General features: G+C 44.3%; 10 protein-coding genes and 1 rRNA gene. 10 read left to right on the top strand and 1 reads right to left on the bottom strand.

Annotated elements, in window-relative coordinates; all coding sequences use genetic code 11:
* Nucleotides 1-74: 74 nt before the first annotated feature.
* Entirely contained in the window at nucleotides 75-1,985 is a 1,911-nt protein-coding gene (locus GQF01_RS28680) for an endonuclease MutS2 (RefSeq protein WP_235960616.1), read from the bottom strand.
* Nucleotides 1,986-2,420: 435 nt separating this feature from the next.
* Between GQF01_RS28680 and GQF01_RS28675 the strand changes: the two genes are divergently transcribed.
* From GQF01_RS28675 to GQF01_RS28630, 10 genes are all read left to right on the top strand, one after another.
* Nucleotides 2,421-4,739, top strand: a complete 2,319-nt coding sequence (locus tag GQF01_RS28675; RefSeq protein ID WP_161410372.1) for an AraC family transcriptional regulator — start codon at nucleotides 2,421-2,423, stop codon at nucleotides 4,737-4,739.
* 204 nt (nucleotides 4,740-4,943) lie between these two features.
* The gene (locus GQF01_RS28670; RefSeq protein WP_161410371.1) at nucleotides 4,944-5,903 is read left to right on the top strand and encodes an ABC transporter permease; all 960 of its coding nucleotides are present in this window, start codon (nucleotides 4,944-4,946) and stop codon (nucleotides 5,901-5,903) included.
* 49 nt (nucleotides 5,904-5,952) lie between these two features.
* Complete coding sequence (locus tag GQF01_RS28665) at nucleotides 5,953-6,834, top strand: carbohydrate ABC transporter permease (protein ID WP_161410370.1); 882 nt, start codon at nucleotides 5,953-5,955, stop codon at nucleotides 6,832-6,834.
* 67 nt (nucleotides 6,835-6,901) lie between these two features.
* Entirely contained in the window at nucleotides 6,902-8,044 is a 1,143-nt protein-coding gene (locus tag GQF01_RS28660) for an enolase C-terminal domain-like protein (protein ID WP_161410369.1), read from the top strand.
* 88 nt (nucleotides 8,045-8,132) lie between these two features.
* Nucleotides 8,133-9,656: an extracellular solute-binding protein gene (locus GQF01_RS28655; RefSeq protein WP_161410368.1), complete on the top strand. Its 1,524-nt coding sequence runs from the start codon at nucleotides 8,133-8,135 to the stop codon at nucleotides 9,654-9,656.
* Between the two features lie 87 nt (nucleotides 9,657-9,743).
* Nucleotides 9,744-10,595, top strand: a complete 852-nt coding sequence (locus GQF01_RS28650) for an aldo/keto reductase (RefSeq protein ID WP_161410367.1) — start codon at nucleotides 9,744-9,746, stop codon at nucleotides 10,593-10,595.
* A 201-nt stretch (nucleotides 10,596-10,796) separates the two neighbouring features.
* Nucleotides 10,797-11,966 carry a WG repeat-containing protein gene (locus GQF01_RS28645; protein ID WP_161410366.1) on the top strand — a complete coding sequence of 390 codons (1,170 nt, stop codon included), beginning with the start codon at nucleotides 10,797-10,799 and terminating at the stop codon, nucleotides 11,964-11,966.
* Nucleotides 11,967-12,119: 153 nt separating this feature from the next.
* The gene (locus tag GQF01_RS28640) at nucleotides 12,120-13,271 is read left to right on the top strand and encodes a HupE/UreJ family protein (protein WP_161410365.1); all 1,152 of its coding nucleotides are present in this window, start codon (nucleotides 12,120-12,122) and stop codon (nucleotides 13,269-13,271) included.
* 258 nt (nucleotides 13,272-13,529) lie between these two features.
* Entirely contained in the window at nucleotides 13,530-20,399 is a 6,870-nt protein-coding gene (locus GQF01_RS28635) for an S-layer homology domain-containing protein (RefSeq protein ID WP_161410364.1), read from the top strand.
* Nucleotides 20,400-21,419: 1,020 nt separating this feature from the next.
* Nucleotides 21,420-21,494 (top strand): 16S ribosomal RNA (locus GQF01_RS28630); the annotation flags it as partial.

The following is a 21,494-nucleotide window of genomic DNA, read 5'->3' as shown; positions in this document are numbered from 1 at the left end:
AAAAAGAGGCAATCCCTTGGTCATTAGTTGACCTGGGACTGCCTCTTTTCGCATTTCGAATAGCAGTTAATTGCTTACTCCTTCTCCTTATACTCGATCGTTAGCCCTTCAACATGACGCTTGCTCATCTGTTTTCGCTTCTTGCGGGTGTCTTTCGATTCGAACACGATGTCCATATCGTAGTCTCCTTCCGGGTATAGGTGGCTGCGCTCGATATAAAGTGACAATCTCTTGTGGTTGATGCGTACTTTCTCTTTCTGGATTTGCACCGTAATGTTTCCGCGATGGTCTGGCTCGCTGCAAACAATGCCTGTGCGGCGCAGGGAGTGCACCCAGACGCAGTCGCCAATAGCGAAATTCGGCACTGGCGCTATCTCTCTTTTTTCTTTCAATGGGAGTTTTACAGGCTTATCTCCTATATCTGCAGCAACTATGACAGGAGCTTCGGGCGAGCGTAGTGTCGCCTCGTAGGTGATCTGCTTCGATCTCTCGATGAGCGCAGGCGGCATACCGAGTTTTTGCGCGATGTAGAAGGCATAGGAAGAGCCTGCTTGACCAATCGTCAACTTGTAAAGGGGCTCAAGCGTTTCGCTATCAAATTCCATACGCGCATTCTCGAAGCCGGGAGCAGCGTCGGCAAATTTCTTGATCTCGTTAAAATGCGTCGTAGCCATGACGATGGCCCCGCGGCGGTACAATTCCTCAAGCACAGCAATCGATAGGCCAATTCCTTCGCCAGGGTCGGTCCCCGAGGCAAGCTCGTCTAGAAGGATCAGCGACGAGGGTCCGGCTTCACCCAGGATGCCGATCACATTCTTGACATGCGAAGAGAATGTGCTGAGCGAATTTTCAAGACTTTGGCCGTCACCGATATCAACCATAACGGATCTGTACACAGCAAACTCGCTTCCTTCTCCGACCGGTACGAGCAAACCTGACTGCACCATAAGGGTCAGCAGACCGACGGTTTTCAGCGAAACCGTTTTACCTCCCGTATTGGGCCCTGTAATCACAAGCGCGCGGTAATTGTCGCCGATGTGGATATCAAGCGGTACGGAATGCCCGCCGAGCAGTGGATGACGGCCGCCGAATATGGAGATCCGGCCGCGATCGTTTAATTTGACTCTTCGTCCGTTGATTATTTTAGCGTATTTGGCCTTAGCGAACATAAAGTCGTAATGGCCGATCGTTTCTAAGTTGATTGAAATTTCGTGCTTACTGTTCTCAATCAGATCTGTTAGTTGGCTGAGTACTCTTGTTTCCTCTGAGGCTTCCTCGGCCTGCAGGTGCATAAGCTCGATATGCATGCCAGTGATATCAGCCGGCTCAATAAATACAGTCTGACCGCTTGCCGACTCGTCCAGCACGGTACCGCCAACTTGTTTGCGGTGTTCCTTCTTGATGGACAATACGTACCGGCCTCCCCTCATCGAGACGACGCTTTCTTGCAAATAGCTGCGGTATTTGGACATGGCTGTGTCGAGCTTCTTGCGAATGCGATCGTCGAGTATGCTCATCTTTTTGCGGATACGCGACAAGGCAGCACTCGCCTCATTATCGATTTGACCGTTGCGAATACAGCGCCGAATTTCGGCCAGCAGTTCGCGCAGGTCGTATAGGGATAGCGCGTAGGAGGCGATGCGCGGGGTGAGCGATTCCTTCTTTTTCATAAAACTCTTAAGCTGCTGCGTACTTTCGATGAATCTGGCGAAGTGCATAAAGTCCTGTGGTGTAAATATGAATCCTTTCCCGAAAGTGCCTATAAGCGCCTCAATTCCTTCGAGGGACGGGATAGGCACACTGGCACCGTGGGCGATGACACTAACCGCTTCTTCGGTTTCTTGAAGTAGTGTTGCGACGAGGTTCATCTCGATGAGGGGTTCCATGTTCATAATATGGGCGCGGCCCAAATAACTCATGGCAAAGTCGGCCAAACGCTGTTTAATGCGGTCGTATTCTAGACGTTGATAAGTGGACTTGTTCAAATGAATGCCTCCTTTTGGGTACAAAAAAACGGACTGGAAACAACAATCGTTTCCAGTCCGCTTAGGGAGAAACTGATGTTCTTAACAGATTCACATGCAACCTGCCACTTGAGCACGACAAAACAAACCTGTCCAATTGAACGGTTTACTCGCGTACGCCAAACATAACGGGGTGCACTATGAAATTACTAGTTAAGAACGACCTCAGACATTAAAATCTCTCCTTTGTTTGCCTTTACTGCTAATATACCCTTATTCTATGCGAGTCCAGTCTGAAAAGCGTGGGATAAAATAGCTTAAATGAAACTTTCCATGAGAAGTTTGATAGGTGCAAAATAAGGAACCACTGGAGGAATATTTACAAGAGTGACGAATTAATTGTTCAATACAACCAAAATAGGCGATGGGTGTGAGGTTGAACAGATGAATAAGCAAATGAGCAAAAGCAGGGGAACTATATATTGGAAAAACTTAGGTATTGTGCTCTTAATTACTTGTATTCCTATTGCTTTTATAGGCGTCATTATTTATTATATCGGCACAGATCGGATCGAAACCGAAGTGAATAAGGCTCATCAGAATCAGCTTCATTCATCGATCCAGCAATTGAATGATTATATGGCTAATCTGGAGCATTCTGTTGTACGGCTTGCTTTCGACCGGAGCTTGGACGAGACACTGAAACAGTTGGATTTCGTCTGGGAGTTCCAAACAACGAACGAAATTATGAAATCGTTTTCACTTATCACGGAATCGAATTCTCTTATTAACAGCGTAAGCCTGTACTTACGTAATTCAGATAAGATTATCGGAGATGAGGCAGGGTTTGAATCTGTGCGAACAGATGAGGATCGAGACTTGTTGAATTCATTGCTTGAACAGGAGCGAACAATCTATTGGGACTATTCCTTAAAAAAGATAAATATGCCGGACACGATAAATAAAGCGATCATTATTAAACTTCCAGGTGGCCAAATGTATGGTTCCTTCGGAATGTTCATTATTTACTTGGATCAAAATAAATTAAACACAATGGTTCAGAAACTTGTTTCAGGGGAAGGTGTCGCTTTTCTGTTTAATGAAAATGGAGACTACTTAACAACGCCGCCAAGTCATGAAGACAGTCAAGGGGTACAGACGCTGGAAGATGCATTAAAAAGTCAAATATCTGTAGAAAATGCCAACGAGAATATGTTCAAATTCGACTGGCATCACAAAAAATATAACGTATCGTACGGGAAGATTTCTAAGTTGGGCAGTAAATGGACGGTTGTCTCTGCCACACCTGTATCGCAAATCATAGCACCTGTAACGGCCTTGTCCACTCTGATTCTCTGGATTAGTATGTTTGGATTGACGATTGGGTTGATGCTTTCATGGTTTGCTTCCAACAAAATATATGACCCTATCTACCGGTTAAAGTCTCTTTTTGAAAATTCCAGAAGTAACCGGTCGAACGAAAAAAACGAAATTACGTATATCGAGCATCAATGGAAGCTGCAGCAACAAGCACAGCAGGACCTTTCTATTCAAATTAAGCAGTCTATTCCTGCGCTAAGAGAGAGTTTCTTGCTGCAATTTTTGCAAGGCCATTTGTACTCACACACGGAATCCGAGCTTCTTCAGAAGTTGAAACAGCTTGATTGGGATGTTCATCAACGCAGATTTGCCATTATGGTCGCGCAGTTTCATGGTATTTCTGAATTAGGTGGTAAATTTTCAGAGCGGGATGCTCAGTTAGTCACCTTCGCGGCGTCTAATATTATTAAAGAACTATGCACGGAGAAATCGAACATGGTTCATATCATTAACTTCCAGGATTTATCCATTGGTGTATTTTTCGTGCTAGATCCTGCCAAGTCGAATGAAGCGATTAAAGCGAACTTCAACAAACTTGCCCACGACTACATCGTGGCGGTAAATAACGTTCTGCACATGAAAGTTACTATTGTGACTAGCCAAATATCTGATTCGATGAAGGATATACCCGAGATTCTGGAGCAGACGAGAAAAGCTCTCCGGTTTCGTGACCACCATACGTCCAATCAAATGTTGGATATGAATCAGTTCTTGCTGACGAATACAAGCCAGAATCAGTTCCCTTTTGAGCTGGAAAGAGAGATTGTACATACCGTCAGTATGGGACTTGAAGAGGAAGCCATGCGGCTCATTAAACAATTCATGCTTGAACTGCAAAGCAATCATAATGCTGAGTTAATGGTTCACCAAGGTATGATGAAACTGCTCGGAACCATTCATAATGAGATTCTGAAGCAAGAAGTAGACCTTTTCGCCCTATATGGAGGGGGTCATCTCTATGAGCAGCTTATGCAGTTGTCCGAGCCTGACCAAATCCTGGAATGGTTCCAATGCAAGTTGATAAGGCCTTTTGTGAAAGCTTTAACCATTACCTACGATAGCAATTTAAGAGAAATGATTGAGAATTTGCTTGTGCAAATGCAGAAGGACATCTTGCTTGATGTTTCGCTTGATATGTATGCAGATCAGCTGCAGATGAGTGCTTCCAAGCTAAGCAAGGTGTTCAGGCAAATCAATGGGATCAATTTTATCGATACGATGGTTCGAATGAGAGTAGAGAAATGCAAGGAGCTGTTAGTGACAACCGATATGAAAATCAATGATATCGCAGAGCAATTGCACTATCAACCGTCCTACCTGATCCGTATGTTCAAAAAAAGTGAGAGCATCACTCCCCGGCAGTATCGGGAAAAGCACACGCAATCGCTGCAGTAAAAGGTTCACCTATCGGCATATTACATATCATTTCTAAAGGCCCTTCCTCCTGTCTAAAGGGCTTTTTTTGCTCATTTCAAAAAAAGACGATAGCCGGAAATTTTTCGAGACATAGTAATAATTTATTATTATTGTGCTCCGTAGACGAGTGCTTTAAATTTAGGCCATCAGCTGATCACAAGTAATGCAGGGGAGGATTGGTACATGGGTATCCAAGTGACGAAGGCAAATCAACAGCAACTTATTCAAAGAAAGGCAAAGACTTCACTGTGGTCCGAATTCAAACGTGATAAGTATTTATATCTACTGGTTCTTCCAGGAGTCCTGTACTTTCTTATTTTCAAATACTATCCGATGTGGGGGCTGGTTATTGCCTTTCAGGATTATTCACCTTATTTGGGAGTTTTGAAAAGCACTTGGGTAGGTTTTGAAAATTTTGTTCGATTTTTTACGAATCCCAGTTTCTTTCTATTGTTTCGTAATACCATGATGATTAGCCTGTTAAGCCTGGTCTTTTTCTTTCCACTTCCTATTCTTTTGTCACTTTGCATGAATGAAGTGACCAACAAATATTTTAAACGCGTTATACAATCTGTTGTCTACTTACCGCATTTTCTTTCTTGGGTCATTATCGCAGGGATTACCTTTCTAATCCTTTCGCAATCGAATGGGATTGTGAATATGCTGCTCGAGCATGCTGGTTTTTCCAAAATTGATTTTTTGACGAACGAGAATTTCTTCTGGGGTTTGCTTACGGGTCAAAATATTTGGAAAGACACGGGCTGGGGAACGATTATTTTCCTCGCAGCCATTACAGGCATTGACTCGCAACTGTATGAAGCAGCGAAGATTGATGGCGCCAGCCGGATTAGACAAATGTGGCATATTACCTTACCAGGTATCCGTAACGTCATTATTATTCTTTTAATTTTGCGCTTGGGGCAAATCATGGATGTTGGCTTTGAACAAGTGTTTTTGATGAGTAATGGCGCAGTTGCAAACGTTGCGGACGTCTTCGAAACGTATGTCTATCGAAATGGGATTCAACAAGGACAATTCAGCTATACAACGGCAGCCGGTTTGTTTAAATCCGTGATTGGACTAGTACTTGTTGTTGGGGCTAACTGGCTGGCCAAACGCTTCGGCGAAGAGGGTGTGTATTAAAAGCGTATGCCGAAGCATCTTTCTACGAAAACTCGGAGGAGGTTATGCAATGAGAGAAAGCTTGGGAGATCGTATATTTGGTATGGCAAATATCCTGCTGCTTGTTGTAATTGGGATTATTACGTTATTTCCCTTGTACTACGTATTCGTCGTTTCCTTTACGGAACCTAGTGAATACATAGAGAAATATGGCTTTGTCCTGTTCCCGAGCAAATGGAGTGTAGGTGCTTATGAATACTTGCTTTCTACTTCTGCTTTCATTCGTGCAACTGGGGTCAGCGCTTTTCTAGCTACGGTGGGAACCATGTTAAGTCTCATGATAACATCAGCCTTCGCATTCGGACTTTCGCGCAAAAGACTGCGTGGAAGGAAGGCCATGATGATCATGGTCATGTTTACGATCCTTTTCAATCCGGGAATCATTCCTACCTATCTATTGGTCCGCGATTTGGGTCTTATCAACAGTGTGTGGGCGTTGATTGTCCCTGTGTTGACCAGTGGTTGGTATGTGATATTGATGAAAAGTTTTTTTGACAGCATTCCTGTAGAACTGGAAGAAGCTGCAATGATTGATGGTTGTAATGACCTCAGCATCTTTTTTCGAATTATTTTACCGCTTTCTGTCGCATCGCTCGCCGCTTTCGGGTTATTTTATGCTGTGGCCTATTGGAATACGTTCTTTAGCGCCGTACTGTATATTAATGATTTTACAAAGGTGCCTTTACAAATTGTCCTGCGCAACATGCTCATTGATTCCGATACGTCGGTCGGCGGAGCAGTGGCGGTCGAGATGGCTTCGGATAAGCAGCTGCCTACTCAAACCATTAAGATGGCCGCAGTTGTTGTATCTACACTTCCCATTTTGATGGTATACCCGTTTTTGCAAAAGCATTTTACAAAAGGTGTTATGTTAGGCTCTGTTAAAGGATAATCTGAACGGATTAACCCGGCAGGCCTGTCAATCAAATAAATAGTATCTTAAAGGAGACTAGGATAACATGTATAACTTTTCTGACTTGGAAAAAAATTGGAAGATTGAGAAGATCGAACAGGTGCTTATGAAGGGTGAACGCAGAAGATTGGCTGGCTGCAATGCAAGGCTTGGTGTACACGGAAAAGAGGTCAGTTTTCCTCTGGTTCGAATTACGATTGGGGGCATCACAGGTTACAGCTGGTCACGTATCTCTAGGGAAGCTGCCGAAGCCATGATCGGAGCTTCAGTCAGCGAAATATTTTGTGAAGAACAATGGATTAAAGACCGTTTTCAAAGCATTCAATTCCCGCTAATAGATTGGCTTGCAAATGTAAGAGAAATGCCCGTGTATAAACTATTGAGCCAAAAAGAGTGGACATCCCCTTTAACGGTTCCTTGCTACGATACATCGTTGTATTTCGACGATCTGCATCTGAGTTCTGAACAGGATGCGGTCGCACTGCTCCAGGAAGAAGCCATGCAAGGATATAACGAAGGTTTCCGCGGTTTCAAAATTAAAGTAGGCCGTGGCGCCATGCATATGGATTTAATGGAGGGAACCAAAAGGGATATTGCGATTGTGAACGGGATTAGGGAGGCCGTTGGCCCACAGTGTAACCTTTCTATTGATGCGAACAATGGGTACAATTTGAACCTGACCAAACAGGTGTTGAAAGAAACAGCACAGTCCAACCTGCTGTGGATAGAGGAAGCTTTTCACGAAGATGACAGGCTCTACCGTAATCTGAAGGATTGGATGCACGAGGAGAAATTGAATGTGCTGATCACAGACGGTGAAGGGTTAGCTGCCGGACCAATTGTGGAATGGGCGGAACAAGGCTTGATTGATGCTATTCAATACGATTTGAAGGACTATGGCATTGTGAACTGGTTGAAGTTAGCCAAAAGATTGGCGAAAAGCGGAGTAAAAGCAGCACCACATAATTACGGTGGTTTTTACGGTAACTTTGCTTCAGCTCAGGTCTATCCAGCCATCGAAGGGTTCATGTTTGTGGAGTGGGATGAGGCGCAGATTCCGGGTATTGACACTTCCGGTTATGTCATTAAGGATGGTAAAATCTCAGTGCCTTCGACCCCTGGCTTCGGATTACATATTGACACTGCTTATTATGATAGGAAAGTTAGTGAAAGTGGCTGGACCGTGTAACGTATGGCATGAAAACAACAATTATGTAAGCGCAATCTAGGCAAGGTGAACGAGTCTATCAACTACATTTATGGGAGATGAGTTAAAAATGAAAAAGTTTCTCGTTTTATCTACGTTAGTTGTATCCTTTTCCCTTACAGTAGCCTGTTCCTCACCGCCCTCTTCAGCTCCGGCGAAGGATGGAGTGACAACTGCGAAAGAAGAGACCAAAGCGCCAGCGAAGCCTACCGAGATCAAAATCATGACGGACTTTACGATAACCCAGCCTCCAGGTGCCGATAATCCGGTTCTGAAAGAGTTTGAGAAAAGAACGAATACGAAGCTGACAGTTCAATGGATTCCAGGGAGTGATTATGCGGATCGGGTGAATGTAGCGCTCGCGGCTGGAGATATCGCGGATTTGATTAAAATTCCGGATATCACGACAGCTTTATTCCGCCAAATGGTGAAGCAGGGAGCATTCTGGGATTTGACGCCTTATATCAAAGATTATCCAAACCTGGTGTCCATTAATCCAAAAACGTGGAGCAATACCAAAATTGATGGCAAAAGTTTTGCCGTTCCTGCTGGGCGGCCGCTGGATGGAGGCGGATTTTTCGACATTCGCAAAGATTGGCTGGATAAGCTTGGGCTTAAGATGCCGACGAACATGGATGAGCTTTATACGGTGATGAAGGCTTTTAAGGAGAACGCGCCAGATGGTAAAAAAGATACGATTGGTTTCACGATGCGGGGATCAGCAACCATTGACGAAGTATTCTTAGGGACAGTTGGCATGTGGAAAGCTGTAGACGGTAAGCTGGTTAATATGTATCTGGAGCCGGAAATGAAAGAGTCACTACTTTACCAACGTAAATTGTACCAAGAAGGATTAATTCCGCAGGACTTCCCGGTTTTGAAAGAAAATCAATATTGGGAACTCGCTACTAGTGGTAGAGCCGGAATTACGAATGAAACGCCAGAGGCACTATTCCGATATACAATGGACCAATGGAAGAAAGATCCGAAGGTAGAATGGACGCCAATGATCTCTTTAGCTCCCAAAGCTGGAGGCAAACCTTATGTGCCCCAAGGAACAGGGATGAATGGTGTACTGGCTATTCCGAAATCAGTCCCGGAAGAAAAGATGAAGGCCATTTTAAACTTCGTGAATTATGGTTCCGGCGGTGAAGGGCTGGATTTAACCTTGTACGGTATTAAAGATGTTCATTATACGCTTAACGATGGTTTAAAAGTATCTAATGATAAAGCAGTGGCAGACAGTGTAGGAACAGCAACGTGGGGTAAAATGTTCAGTACGCCTGTCGTTGATTTGTGGCAGTATGCGGCTGGCATGCCCAAAGAGACTTATCAGAGAAACATGAAAATCACGGAAGAAAGAGCGAAGGTTTCCGTTGGTAATCCGGCGATTGGCCTTGTTTCCAGTACGGATATTAAGATGGGTGCCGACTATAAGAAAAAAATCGCTGACATGAAAACCCAAGTCATTATTGGGAAAATTACAATCGAAGATTGGGATAAATATATGGACACGCTGAAGAAGGATCCAAATTACCAAAAGATTACGGAAGAATTCAATGTCGAATATCAAAATCGGCTAGCTCAAAAGTAAAGTTTATCGATAGAACGCCATATTTGCATGAGGTAAGGACTTCCTTGCCTCTTTGCTATTCAACTAACTTATAAGGGTGTGAACAATATGGAGTATGTAGAATTCGGAAAAACGAAGGCAATGGTGAGTCGAATAGGTTTTGGCGGCGCTCCAGCTGGATTGAGGAATTATTTGGGGGCGTACAATCCGGATTTGCCGGAAAATAATAACAACATTATCGGAGCCATTGACGCAGCACTAGCAGCAGGCATTAACTATTTCGATACAGCCCCCGGATATGGCAGCGGTAAAAGCGAAGAGCTGATTGGATACGCCTTGAAGGGCAGCCGAAACTCTGTATTTCTGGCAAGCAAGGCCAAGATTTGCGATCCCGATGAACTCCGGCGATCTCTCGAACAGAGCTTGAACCGATTGCAGACAGATCACTTGGACTTCTTTCAGCTTCACGGTACCAGCTATACGGATCAAGATGTACAGAAAGTGTTGCACGACGGGGTATTGGAGCAAATGCTTCAATTCAAAGCGGAGGGCTTGGTTCGTTTTATTGGTTTTACCAGTGAAGACTCGAACCGGGCTGTTTATGATTTCATCCAATGTGGACAATTTGATATTATGCAGATTTGTTACAATGTCCTCATGCAGCATCCGTATGATCCGAACAGACCCTTTGGAAGCATCCTTGAAGCAGAGAAAGCGGGTCTGGGTATTGCTGTTATGCGGGCTTTTACTTCCGGGGTTTTTCAACGTTGGTTGGCTATGGTTCATCCAGAAAACCATTTTGATTATACCCAGGCATTAATCCAGTTTGTGCTTTCTAATCCGCATGTAGATGTCGCCTTGATCGGGATGCGAAATGTTGAGGAAGTCCAGAAAAATGCGGCAACTTGCGATAATCTTTCTGGTAGAGTCGATATTAGGCGTATGTTTACTTATTATTAAAACGGCAAGGTTAGTAACCTAGTGTGGTACCACGAGCGCATTCGTCCCTTCGAGTGCGCTCTATTTGCATCTATGCAGAAGATTTTTTTGTCAGAACATGTCGATTTCTTTACCAAAGCTTATTATGACGCTTATGCAGCCAAAATATAAGTGAATAGAATTATAGTAGTAATTGATTTTGGGAATATAGGAAGTGGACGAATGAAGAAAAGTATCATTTGGGTGCCAATTATCATTTTCATTCTGGCAGCGATAATCATAGGTATTCAAGCTGTAAACAAGAAGAACAATGAAAAAGCATTATTATATCCGATACAAGTCGATGGAAAATGGGGCTACGTAAATAAAAGTGGGAAGATCGTCGTAGAACCAACTTATGCATGGGCCGATGATTTTCATGATGGAGTCGCCATCGTTCTATTAAATAATGATTCAGATGGCAGCAAAGATATGAAGGAGCAAGATAATGTAAAATATGGTGCTATCGATACGACAGGAAAAATGGTCGTAAAGCCGGATTACTCCTATATAACCAAGTATAACGAGGGTGTAGCTGGAGCAATTCAAGTAGATGCGATGACGTATGATCTTACCTACTTCATCCTGGATAGAAAGGGTAAGATATTATACACGTTACCTCCTGAAATGCAGATCGTTTCTATGTTGTTCAATGGAACGGGTTTGCAGACGCAAAGTGAAGGTCTGATATTAGTACAAGACGATAAAACGGAAATGTATGGGTATATTGATCGTTATGGAAAGATGATCATTCCATTTCAATATTATGAAGCTAGCAGCTTCTCAGATGGCTTAGCTATAGTTAAGAATGATAAGCACTACCAGTATATTGACAAAACAGGAAAAGTAATGATTGACGCTAGTCCGTATGTTTCCGGCAAGAGCTTCTCGGGAGGATTAGCAGCCGTAGCTGTTCAGAATAAGGATCAATCCACTGTTGAGTACGGATATATTGATACAAAGGGCAATATGAAGATCGAACCTAAATATGCAAAGGCCTATAGTTTTTCAGAAGGGCTTGCAAAGGTATGTGTGGGCGACAGCATCAATCACTATTCAATAGGATATATAGATGAAACTGGAGCATATAAAATTGGCCCTACCTTAAATGATAGCTATGACGAAACGTTGATTTCAGAAGGCTTAGTTGCAATTGCTGATGGGGCTGGCGGGTATATGAACAAGGAAGGGAAACTTAGTGTTGCCCCGGTTGTTACGAAAGATGAGAGTAATTATTTAAAGCACAATATGGCTGGAGAATTTAGAAATGGTATTGCAAAAGTAAGCTTGTCCGATGGAAGGATTGGATACATCGATAGGACCGGAAAATATATCTGGGACCCGCGTAAGTAATTGGACAGTGAATAGTTCTCTTCTATTGAACTTAATAATTTAATAACAAGTAATTGACCTGGATATAACAATTGAATGATAGATTTGGTAGGCATCGAATACTACTACCGATTTCTGCAGAACTAGAAGCAGAAACAGAAAAGGAGGGCATATATGGCGGTTTGTCGATGGCGTTTCTTTCTCTCAATTTGCATGGCGCTGATCGTGCTTCTGTCAATTGAACATCGAGCGGATGCTCATGCCTACAGCGCGACTTATTCGACATTGGAATTCTATAAATCCAAGACGGAGCTTACTTATGCACTCGATGACTTATCGGTCATAGAGCTAGTGGGGGGCGATACAAATAAGGACGGAACACTCGATTCAGGAGAATTCGCTGCAGTGGATCAGAAGCTGTTGTCGGTCCTGCAGAGCAACCTCGTTGTGAAAATTAACGGGGAAAGCGCGGTGTGGCCCCAAGTTGAGAGTTTCGGTATGTACCGCAAAAGAGCAATTATGAAGGTCTCTTTCCCAGCGGTAGCATCGTCCCAGTCGATTCAGCTGACCGATCAATTGTATTTGAACGACACAGCGAGCAACTATGTGAACCTGATGACGATTTATTACGGAGCCCAGAAAAGCTCAGCGGCACTCTCGGGCAACAACCGGACCTGGACGCTGCAAATGACGGAAAATGATTTTGCCGGATTGCAGTCGGGCGATGCGACACCTCAGCAGCAAGAGCCTGAGGAGGCAGCTTCGTCAAGTACGATGGACGGCTGGCTGTCTTTTTTTGTGCTGGGCATGAATCATATCTTATCGGGATACGACCACCTTTTGTTCTTATTCTCCCTGCTCATCGCAAGACAAACGTTCAAGCAGTATGCGGGGACGATCACAGCGTTCACGATTGCGCATAGTATTACTTTGGCCTTGACAGTCACAGGTGTGATCCATGTCTCCTCCCGTATTGTGGAACCGGCCATTGCGCTGAGCATATGTTATGTCGCTATGGACAATTTGATTCGCAAGAAAGTCAGCTACCGGTGGGTATTGACCTTCTTCTTCGGAATGATCCATGGGATGGGTTTTGCGGACATCTTGACAGAAATGGACATTCCGAAGAGCGAATTGGCGGTGGATCTGATCAGTTTTAATGTAGGAATTGAAACGGTTCAAGTGATCATCGTTGCCCTGGTGCTGCCCGCGTTAGCTCTTCTTTATCGCTGGAAACACGCGAGACACGTTGCCGTTGCCTGCTCCGCTCTGGCGCTGGTGCTAGGCGGACTGTGGCTTGTCGAACGGGTGATTTCTAATGTGTAATCATTAGTTGGATTAATTATTAACTAATTATTAACCCTTGTTTAATTAGATTTCCACGGAAACGAGAGGACAAGTTGGCCTAATAGGGACATTTCATAATGTCCCCATTCATGTTTGTTAAAATATTTGCACAAATGAAACAATCGGAGAGGCAGCAAGACAAAGCGGGGGTCATTTCGACATCCTGCTGGCACTTCAGATCCTTTCATTTCAAGCGAAGATTTTGCAATAAATAAAATTGATACAAGGAGCGAGGACATGAAAGCATTAAAAAAAGCGCTGTGGCGTATAGGCATGTCAAGTTTACTATTAGTGAACATGATATCGCCTGCATTGCCAGCAACAACAGCATTCGCCGCAATTAGCGGAAGCAATTCTGTTGAAAATCCACCGCAAAGTGTCGTGGGAAAAACGGATATTGCAACCTGGAACTATACCAGTGCTGCACAAGTTACTGCTGCGGCGCCAAGCTTTGCAGCAACAAGCGGTTATTATTCCAATTCAAGTTCAACTTTGCAATTATTTAAAAGTAACGCCCAAGTAACTTCAGGATTAAGCTATGCTACTGGAGGGATCTCAAACGCTAATTTCAGTGGACAGACGGATAAAGGATATTGGTACATTAAGACTTCCACCGTTGGATTTAAGGATCTGATTTTTAATTATGGCACACGTTCTTCAGCCACAGGTCCTCGTGATCTTAATACAGAGTGGAGTACTGACGGAACAAGCTGGACTGTATTCGGAAATAAAGTTGCAGATACAGGCTATACCGTTAAAATCGAGAGCACGTCTCTCGAACAATTTGGTATGACTTTGCCGGCAGAGGCAGCGAATCAAAATACGTTATATATCAGAATGATTCAGAAATCGGATACTTCTGAAGGAAATGGTGCAATTGGCACAGGTGGTACCTACACAGTTAACGGGCTTCAACTCTACGGAGCCAAGGATCCTGCCTATACTACACCTGCCGTAACAGCGTCGCCAGATACAACTGGTGCGATATTAGATGTTACGCCTATTACTTTAGCTAATACAGATACTAACGCACAAATTTTTTACACAACAGATGGTACAACTCCAGCGACAACAGTTGGCGGTTCCACAAAATTATACTCAGCGCCTTTTACAGCTCTTTCCGAAGGCGGTTTTACAGGAACGAATCCGTTTGTCGTGAAGGCTGTAGCGAAGTCGCCGACGATGCTTCTGCCATCCGATGCGGTTACATTTTCCTTTAATCAGCAAACCATCACATCGAATGCTGATGCGAAAAAGCTTGATGCTGGGAAATATGCCTGGGTAAAAGGCATCGGTACGTACTCAACTGCCACTAATACTCTGTACGTGCAAGACGGTATGAATGCCGGCAGCGGTCTCGTTATTTTTAAATCCAGCGCAAATATCTCCTCCTATGTAGGCAAAGAAATCTATGTCTATGGGAAAGCAACGCTTTATAACGGCTTGATGGAGATTGTTCCAGATGATGTAACAACGAACATTGTTGTACGCAACGCTAGCCCGACTCTTCCAACTCCGACCAAAATCATGTTCAGCCAGCTTGCTGACCGAACATACGAAGGCATGTTGGTTTCCTTCGATACGGTAAAGCTCAACACGGTCGCTGGAACAACTCCAGGAACTCTTTATAATCACACAGTAAGCCAAGCAGGTATACAAACGACATTGCGCAGTAATGGTATTACTAGTGCAGTTGGCGTTTCAGGAAGCTATGTTAACATTACAAGGTCCATAGCCAGTTATTTCAACGGCGCACAGCTGCTTTCTACAAATGTTGCTGATCTCATCGCTGTTGCAGCGCCGACCGTTGAGTTTATAACACCTAGCGCGCCTATCGGAACGGCGATCCCGCTTAATTCCAAGGTGACGCTTGCCACAACAACAACAGGCGCGATAATAACTTATAGCTTAAATGGAGGCGCCCCTGTAATTAGTACAACAAATTCCGTTGATATTACAGTTGATGCCTTCCAAAACGGAACAGCAACGATTACAGCATCAGCGTCAGACGGCACCTATACAACGGCGACTCAAACTTTTACCTATACACAAAGCCAGGTCGCAAAAGTATTAGCAAGCCCAGGGAGCTCTGCAATTAATCCCGCAACACCTATCACATTATCATCAGCAACGGCGGATTCAACAATCATTTATTCGGTATACAAAAATTCCTTTTCTTCCACAGACGGTACTCTGGTGGGAACAGCCAATCAAATCTATACGGTTCCTATCACATTGGATGCCTCGTACTTCCCGGTAAGAATAGCTGCAAAGTCAACACTTCAAAACTATTTGGACAGTGCTTCTGAGAATTTCTCATATACAGCCAAGAAAGAAGTCGGTGGGGAAAAGAACTATTACGGATCCCTTCACGCGCATACGATGAACTCAGACGGTCAAGGAACCTTGCCAGAGGCGTTCACGTATGCAAGAGACCAGGGCAAATTTGACTTCTTTATCGTAACAGACCACTCGAACTCTTACGATTCAGCAACTTACAACGTCGCCAATGATCAAAATATTAATAATTACAACACAACCAACGCCCCTTGGCTTGCCGGCAAAAAGGCGGCGATGGACGCAGCTACTTCTGCATACGTGACCGACTACGGTTATGAGATGACATGGTCCGGCGGTCCAGGGCACATGAATACGTTTAACACAACAGGTTTTGTCAGCCGCAACAACGCGACTTTAAATAACAAAACAAATGATGGTGGTCTTCAAACCTATTATCAAATGCTTCAGAGTACGCCGGGCTCCATTTCACAGTTGAATCATCCGGGAGCTACATTCGGTAACTTTGCAGATTTTGGTTATCATAACAATGCGATTGACGATAAAGTCACTCTTGTTGAAGCAGGTAACGGCGAGGGCGCCATCGGCTCAGGCGGGTACTTCCGATCTGTCGACCAATTCATTCTGGCATTAGACAAAGGCTGGCACGTAGCCCCGACCAATAACGGCGATAATCATAAAAAGGGTTGGGGAACATCGAATACCGCTGCAACGGTCGTTTATACGAACGATTTTACATTGAGCGGAATTTATACGGCGCTGCACGACCGTTCGGTATGGTCGACAGAAAACAGGGATTTGGATGTCACCTATCATCTGTCCGACGGGACGAACAGCTATAGCATGGGTGCTATTTTGAATGCTCCCCCTGCGACCGCAAACATTACGGTAACAGCAGCCAATAAAAATCCAGGCGTAGCGACTAGTAATATCGCATCTGTTAAGCTGATAAGCTACGGAGGAAAAATTGTAGATCAGCAGACGTATCCTGTAGGAACCAGTAACGTTAATTACACCTATTCAATGACGGCGCCTGCTGCCGGCTATTACTTCGCGATCATCACGGACAACCAAGGTTTCGTAGCTGTCACTGCGCCGATATGGCTTGGTTCAGCGCCGAAGGTCGGAATTACCTCGGTAACCAACAGTTCCGTCATGCCTGTTACAACAGAGGCGTTGAATGTAACAACAAATTTCTTCAATAATGAAAGCACGCCCGTCACACTTAAGTCTATTTCTTATACCGTAGACGGAGATTCGGGAGCCAACAAAACGTATACTCCCGGCACAAACATCGCGTCTTCCGGTGTCGCAAAGCATGAATTCAGCTATACACCGACAACCCCCGGAACCAAAACAGTCACGATTAGCGCTGTACTTACGGTGAACGGCGTCGATAAGACTTATACGGGGACCAATACGATGAAGGTCGTAGATATCAACTCCGTGTCTTATGTCGGGCTTGACGCCTCACACGGCAATGAGTACGTCAGCGGAGGCAGCTATCCGGATACAATGGCCAATATGATGACTCTCGCGGGTGCAAACAGTGTGAGAGTTGTACAATTGAAAACGTCGGCGGAATTAATTGCTGCTACCAGCAATCCTAAATACAAAATGATCATTTTGAATGCACCGTCAAGAAAAAGCGTTACCGCATGGCCGACTCCGGCAAATTACACGTCGGCAGAAGTTGCGGCGTTGAAAGCATTCTCGGAAAACGGAAACACGCTTGTCTTCGGAAATATCGCGGACTTTGGTGAATCCACAAACACGGATCCGTCTTCGCCGAAGAAACATATGTCCGAGCTGCAGAACGATGTCCTGACAGCCATCGGCTCCACGCTGCGCGAAGGCGACGATGAGGTGATGGACGATGATAAAAATGGAGGACAACCATACAGGTTGTATCCGACAGAGTTCAACATGGCTAATCCGTTGCTGCAAGGCGTCGTCGACGGGCAGACCTACAGCCAATACTCAGGCTCAACCATTTACGCTGTAGACCCGGCTACAGGAGAGAGAACCTCAACGCTGCCGACAACGGTCAGCCCACTTGTTTTTGGTTTCCCAAGCACGTATTCGGCTGAAACTGACAATGACAACTTTGGGTACGGGGCGACCAAGGATACTTTTCAATACGTTACAGTCGGAACGAATAAAACCGATAAGGGAATAAGTAATTCACAAGGACTTTATATACCGAAATATGTAAATCCAAACAGCAAGGTTGCAACAAGCCCGGAAGAAAAACTGCTGGCGGCATCTGAAACTGTTATGCATTCGAACGGTAAGACTTCTCTTGTCGTCGTTGCCGGCGGATCATTCATGAGTAATTTCGAAATACAAGTAACTTTGGACAATGCAGGGACATTGCCTTATGCCAATTACAATTTAATGGATAATCTTTATAAAATGGTTAATCCGATGACGATTACAACCATTGCCAACGCCAAGAATCTGCCGGATGGGACAGATGTCATCATTGAAGCAACAGCGACGAGTGAGGTAAATACTCAAAGCACGAATCCTGATACAAATAAAGGCTTTTTCGACTCTATTTATGCGCAGGACGCAACGGGTGGCATCAATCTATTCCCGGTTGCTTCAGGCATACAGGAAGGACAAAAGGCAAGGTTTGAAGGTAAGATCACGCATTATCAAGGTGAAGTAGAGTTGACGGTCAGCAAAATGACTGTTTTGGATCCAAGTATCCAAAAATTCGCGCCTACTACTCTTACGACAGCAGTTTCCATGTCATCCGCAAATACTGGACTTTTGGTGAAAACACAGGGCGTCGTGTCAAATATTTATAAAGACACGGACGGAACCATTAACCAATTTACGATTAACGATGGATCTGGCCCGGCAATTGTATTCATTAACGGATATATTACAATGGGAACAGCGCTTCCGTTCGTTACAGACGGAGCCAATGTTTCCATAGTCGGTTTGGCTTCTATCGGCGAGGTTTCCAGCGATTCGGATATGCACCCGAGAATCAGAGTCAGAGACCGTTCCGAGATCTTGAACGTTTCATTAACTGTGGATAAAACCGTATTAAACACAGCAATTACTAGTGCGCAGACGCTACTCGTAAGCAAAACGGTAGGTACAGCTAATGGCAATGTATCTCAAGAGGGTCACGATGCGCTTCAAAATGCCATTACAGCTGCCTTAGCCGTACAATCGGATGCGAATGCGACGCAAACGCAAGCAGATGAGCAAGTGAGTGCATTGGCAACAGCAACTGTAACATTTAACAATTCAATTGTTTCAGAAGTACGATTAACGATTAATGGTCCGTTGACAATGAACGTAGGCGAGAACTCTGTTGCTGAAGCAACATACGGTACTACGAAGCTAGATGCGACATCGGGAGTTATCTTTACGAGCAGCATCACGGCGGTTGCAGGAATCGACAGTACGAGCGGGCAAATCACCGCAATCAACAAAGGTCAGACTGTGATTACAGCAACATATGGCGTACTAACCAATGCATACATGCTAACAGTCAATGCTGCGGCCAGTACGAATGCCAACCTTGCATCGCTGAAGCTGGACAATTCGACTATCAGCCTCACGTCAAACCAAACCGAGTATTCGGCTAACGTGGACAATAGCATAAACAGCGCTACAGTAAGTGCAGCAGCAGAAGATGCCAATGCTATTGTGGAAATCAATGGTGAAGCGGCAAGCAATAAACTAGTTAATCTTTCCGTGGGCTTGAACATAATCACGATAAACGTGACAGCTCAAGATGGAACGACACAGAAGGAATACAAGCTTCAAATTACTAGAGCAGATCGACAGTCTAGCGACACCCCATCCTCTGGAGGTGGATCCGCTCCTAGCGGCACTCTGATCTCCTCTACTAACGGAGGAACGGTGAAGGACAACGGTGTGATGATCGTGATTCCAGTTGGAGCAGCTAGCAAGGATTTCCGGGTAACGGTTGAGAAAGTAACAAATACCGATGAAATGCTAAAAGACGCATCTGGTAAGCTAATCAGCGATGTGTTTGAGATCAAGAAAGATTTGACAGGTAATTTCACTGCTAATCTAACGATTAGTTTGCCGTTTGACCCGGCGAAGGTAGATCTGACTAAGTCTGACGTGGCAGTCTACTGGTACGATGAGACTGCGAAGAAGTGGCATGCACTCAGCAACCCAAGCATTGATAAAGACAAGGCTATGGTTAGTGGTATAGTCAACCACTTCACGAAATTCGCCGTATTGGCAACAGATAAGCAACCGACGGATCCAACGAATACCGGTTCTACAGGTAAAGGTAACTTGTCCGATATCGCCGGCCATTGGGCGGAAGCGAATATTCGCGAGCTCATTCAAGCCGGAGCGATCGAGGGCTATCCTAACGGTACTTTCGGGCCGGATCGTACGATTACCCGTGCGGAATTTGCATCGATTCTTGTCAAAGCATTCAAGCTTCAAGAGAAAAGCGGCAAAGGTTTTGCCGACACGAACAATCACTGGGCTCGCAAAGCAATTGAAACAGCGGCAGCCTATGACATCATCTCCGGCTACAGCGATAGCTCCTTTGGACCGGATGATCAAATCACCCGCGAGCAAATGGCGGTAATGATCGTACGTGCAGCCAAGCTGCCTGCAGCATCGGCAGGCCATACATTCACGGATCGCACAACGATCTCCGAATGGGCACTAAGCGCCGTTGCTTCTGCATCGGCTAGCCATGTGATCGACGGCTATAGCGACGGTTCATTCAAGCCGCAAGCGAACGCTACGCGTGCTGAAGCCGTTACTGTGATCATGAAATCGATCAAAAAGTAATAGGCAAGCTGAATAAAGTCTCGGATCGCGAGCCTGAAGTTCCTTTATGGAGCGGCAGGACGCGGTCCGGGGCTTTTTTTGTTGTCAGGAGAGATTAAAGTTTTGAAGTAGCAACTTAAGTTTTTAAAAAAGGCTTTCACTCAAACGTACAGGATAGTTCAATCATTTCGCGAATATATCATTCTTAGAACAACAAATTCGGATGGGGGTACTTGCAATAATGACCAACGAAATAATACTTGAATCGCATCGGTTAGTTGAAAAAAAATATTCTTTAAACGGATGGTGATCTTGTTGGCATTTTTGAAAAGCGTTTCATTCTGGCTTTCTATTTTAAGTTTCAGTGTTTGCCTAAGTGATTACCTGGGCAGTGAATTATCTAATGCATGGATTAGAATTACTCCTCCAATAAATGCTCTTGGCGATATTGAATCAATAAGACACATGATTTTTAATTATGATAACAATAAGTGGAAAGCAAGTAGTAGTTTCCTTTTGCAGTTAACGTTTTTATCCTACTGCGTTTATATGTTGTTTTACTTCCTATTAGGTTTTTTGATTGACGTATGCATTCTACGATTAAAAAGAAAAAAATTACCTGTCTAACTGGATTCAACAAAGAGGATGCACTTCAAAGTATAGGAAAGAGTGAATATATATTTATATTGGAAAAATAAAACATTGCATTTCAGTTATCATGCATGGTATATTGCAAATCCACCATTTAACGCGGATGAATAACGAGTTTAATTCATATAGCGCGTTTATAGGTCAGCATGAAATAGTCAGACTAATCGTTAAACTATACATGTTGAGAACTTGAAAAATGGTTGAAAAAAACACTTGCAATTGAAATTCTTACATGGTATATTACTTCTCGCTGCTTCGGTAACGCGGCAGAGAACGAAAGAAATTGATCTTTGAAAACTGAACAACGAGTGAGTAAGCACAGTCGAGTAATCGACTATAAAGAGATGAATAATCTCGCTAGCAAGTCAATGAGTACAATTAAGCTTTTCTACTATGGAGAGTTTGATCCTGGCTCAGGACGAACGCTGGCGGCGTGCCTAATACATGCAAGTCGAGCGGAGCACT

It is taken from the genome of Paenibacillus silvestris (genome assembly GCF_009882985.1).
Taxonomy (GTDB): domain Bacteria; phylum Bacillota; class Bacilli; order Paenibacillales; family NBRC-103111; genus Paenibacillus_E; species Paenibacillus_E silvestris.
The sequence above is the reverse complement of the archived record's forward strand: the minus strand, read 5'-3'. Positions and strand labels throughout refer to the sequence as shown.